The organism is Armatimonadota bacterium (assembly GCA_020354555.1).
In the GTDB taxonomy this organism is placed as follows: Bacteria; Armatimonadota; Hebobacteria.
In genome coordinates, this window is sequence record CP070648.1 from 1,525,274 (window position 1) to 1,528,972 (window position 3,699).

The following is a 3,699-nucleotide window of genomic DNA, read 5'->3' on the forward strand; positions in this document are numbered from 1 at the left end:
AGCGCGGCTGCGAAGAGCCATGCCGCGGGCGTTGCTGCCGAAGGTGACGCGGCGGCGCGCGGTGAAATCATCCCTCATGCTCGCCCTGACGCGCTGGCTGGTTATCTCTACCGTCGCGGGCCTCATGCTCGCATCGTGTCCACTCCATGCCTCCTCGCTTAACGAAGCCATTCAGCCCGAACGCGTAACCCTCGACAACGGCCTCGAGGTCTGGCTCAAGTCTCGCCCGGGCTCGGGCTCCATTAGTCTTATCGCGGGCGTCAAGTTGGGACGCCGCTACGAGACGCTTCACCAGCGCGGACTCGTCCACTTCGTGGAGCACATGGTGTTCCAGGGCACGAGTAAGCGGTCGCGCAAGGGCCTTGACCAAGACGTAAGGGCGCGCGGCGGCGACAGCTGGGGCAGAGCGGGCGACGATCTGACGTGGATCGGGCTTGAACTCCCGGCCGGTGAACTCGAGTTCGGGCTGAAATGGCTGGCGGAAGTCCTGTTCGACTCGACGTTTCCGCCCGACCGTGTCGAGGTCACGCGCAAGGTCGTCATCAGAGAACGGACGCCCAGAGAGCTCGGCACCCTGTGGTGGCGACTGACGCGCGAAGTCTTCGGGGAGAACTCGCTGGTTCAAGGCCCGAAGGATCACAAGTCAGAACTGCGCAACCTTAGGCGCGTGTCGCGAGATGAGCTGGTGCGGCTGTACGGAGAGCAGTACGTGCCCAACAACGTGGTGCTCGCGGTGGTCGGCGATTTCGAACCGGAGCGTGCGCTCGGACTTGTCCGCGACGTCTTTGGGCACATCCCGCGAGGTCCGGACCCACCGGCGGGAGCACGCAGCGCGCCAGCGGTTCGCGACCGCCGAGCTAGCGTAGCTGCATTCGGCAACTACAAGTCTTCCCACGTATGGTGCGGCTACGCCGTGCCGAGCTGTGCTGTGGACGATCTCAGCCGGCTTCACTGGATGTTCTGGCTCATGAGCATCCGCGCCAAAGACCGCATCCGCGAGGAAGAAGGGTGGTCCTATGCTATCGGGTACTACCCGGGGCACGCGACGTTCCACGGATCAGCGGAGGCACAACCGTTTCTGCTCATGGCGGACTGTCGCCATTCAGACATCGGTCGAGTGCAACGCATCATGCGGCAGGAACTCGCGCGCATCCGCTCTGAGTCCCTCTCCCCGCGAGACATTGAGATGATGCGCGCGGCGGCGGCCAGTGGGTGGCGGGAATTCGTCGAGTCTAACAGACAGCTCGCCAGCGTCTATGTGGGGTGGGCGGTGTACCAAGGAAGCCCGCCCGACGTCGAAGCGATGACGGATGCGTTGACATCGGCTGGGATATTGCACACAGCGCAGGTCTATCTCCGACCTCAGAGACGACTTGCAGCATATCACCGCCCGTACAAGACGCCGCGCCAGTTGATCGTTATGGCGGCGGTCATTGTGGCCGTATTGGGCGTGCTCGTGGTACTTGGGCGGCGTACGAACGCGCGCCTTGCACCGCGGACGGAACACATCGAGGAAACCCTGGGATCGCGCAACACGCCGCGATTCGTCTGCGCGCGCGTGCTGCGGGCGCTCATCTATGACGGAGCCGCGATACTCGTCTTCGTGTGGCTCCCATGGAAATTGAGTGAATACCTCTTCACGCGGGCGATGTTCGGCGCCGAGATCGCGGTCTGGCTCGCATACATGGGGGGATTCTTCACGGTAATAGTGGCGTTATCGTTCACCGCAATCGCCCGCCGGGTCGTGGTCAGCAGCGACGGCCTGCTGATAGTGACCGCTGGATTCCACATAATCCTGCGCCCGGAGCGTATGCGTTCCGTGGAAGTGGGCACTTTAGGCATGTGGCGGTTCGCCTTCGACCCGCGGGTATTCGTCCTCGGCGGTGACACCGGCCGATGGGTGCTCGTCAGGGGGCCATTGAGGACTCGATGGTATCTGGCGGTCAAAGACCCAGAGCAGTTCGCGCGCGACGCCGCAGCGCTGCTGAGTCGAGGCGCAGTGATACCGCGCGCCGAGTCCGCGCCCGCGGCGGGAGGGTCTGAGTGAGGTTGGCTGTCGCACTTGCGTTGTTCCTTGCGTCTGCGCTGTCGGGCGCGCGGGCAGATTCGCTGACGACGAAGCTGACCGAGGAAGGCGTGGCCTCGATCCGGTGCGGTGGACTGACCGGCGAGTTGAGCGCTATCGTTCTCGGCCCGGAGTGGTCGTACGCGTCGCAGTCGGCCGCGCGGATGGATGCCGCCTTCCCCGCAGGGACTATTCGAGCCGGCTCGCCGGTCACGGCGCGCGGCTCAATCGAGATGCCCGAGGGGGCTACCGGCCGACTGGCGTTCGAGCAGGATGTCTCGCAGAACGCCGATCGCGTTGGTGTGTCCTACGCGCTGACGCCGACCGAGTCATCTCCGATATGGTTGCTCGCGATCGTGCTGCGGGTGCCGGCTGTGCAGCTCGACGGAAAAGAGGGCCGCATCCTCGGCGTGCGAAATATGCCGTTGAGGTTCGAAGCCGGGTCGCGCGTGGACTTCAGCGGCGCCGCTTATGGCGTGTCTCTGCCAACCTCCGCGGGCCTTTGTTCGGTAGTCGCGGACATCCCAGCCGCTTTCGAGGTCGTTGATGCCCGCCAGTGGGGCGGGGATGCGTGGGAGTTCCGTTTCATACTCCTCGGCCGTGGCAGGACGATACCGGGCGCGACGATTCGCCGCGCCATCACCGCCGGCGTTATCGCAGAGGATGAGTTGAAGGGAATGACAACATTGCCACCCGTGAGCCGATCACAGCCATTTGCACTCGCGCGACCCAATGGCAGCGTGCGGATCTGGCGCGACCAGCCGATCGCGGATTGTCAGCTAATCATCTTCGGCCCGGACTGGCAGGGGGCGGCTCTGACCAACGATGCGGCGAGCGCATATGATCCGCACAGTCGCACCGTGCACGGGACGATCGAGGTCCGCGGCGCGGGAGACGCACAGGCGACGTGCACCGTGAAGGCGGAGTCGAGTGACTCGGCCGTGCGGCTCCGGTATCGGGTTGAGTTCCCGCAGGAAGTCGAGCTGAGGGCGTGCCGCGTGGCTTTCGGGCTGCCGATCTCGCGTCACCAGGGGCGCGAGGTGCTGGTGCTGCCCAGCGGCGCTGCACCGCCAGCGCGGTTCGCGGTGCCGCCGGAGTACCCGGGCACGCCGGGAATATGGTCCGGCGAGGCGCGCGGAGTTGAGGTGGCTCCGGCGTCGGACGACCACATCGTCATCACCTCCGCGCGGCCCATACACGTCAACGTGCAGGACAATCGCGAGTGGGGCGGCGACGAGATCGAGGTCGGATTCCATCTCCCGTTGCCGGAGGGCCCCGTGCCGACGGGCTATACGACGGAGGGAGAGTTGACGGTCGCCATGCCGGGCCTGCAATTCGTCCCGGATTCCTCGCTGGCGCCGTCGAGCAATCAGACCGAGGAATGGTTCGCTTTCCCGCTTGCGCCCGACGCGGCCCCGGTGGATTTGTCATGGCTCAACCACAGGCCGGCGGGTGCCCACGGGTTCGTGGTCGCGCGTAACGGTCAACTGGCCTTCGAGGACGGCACGCCGGCGCGCTTCTGGGGCACGTGCTTTTCGGCGGGCGCATGCTTTCCCAAACACGAGAACGCGGAGATCATCGCTCGTCGGCTGGCGCAGTTCGGGGTCAACATCGCCCGCCTGCATCACATGGAC

At 65.3% G+C, this 3,699-nt stretch carries 2 protein-coding genes; both read left to right on the forward strand.

Going from position 1 to position 3,699, the window contains the following annotated elements; all coding sequences use genetic code 11:
• A partial coding sequence (locus tag JSV65_06180; GenBank protein UCH35939.1) for an insulinase family protein occupies positions 1–2,047 on the forward strand: 2,047 nt, incomplete at its 5' end.
• On the forward strand, positions 2,044–3,699 hold a 1,656-nt coding region (locus tag JSV65_06185), incomplete at its 3' end, for a hypothetical protein (protein UCH35940.1). The genes JSV65_06180 and JSV65_06185, both read left to right, overlap by 4 nt.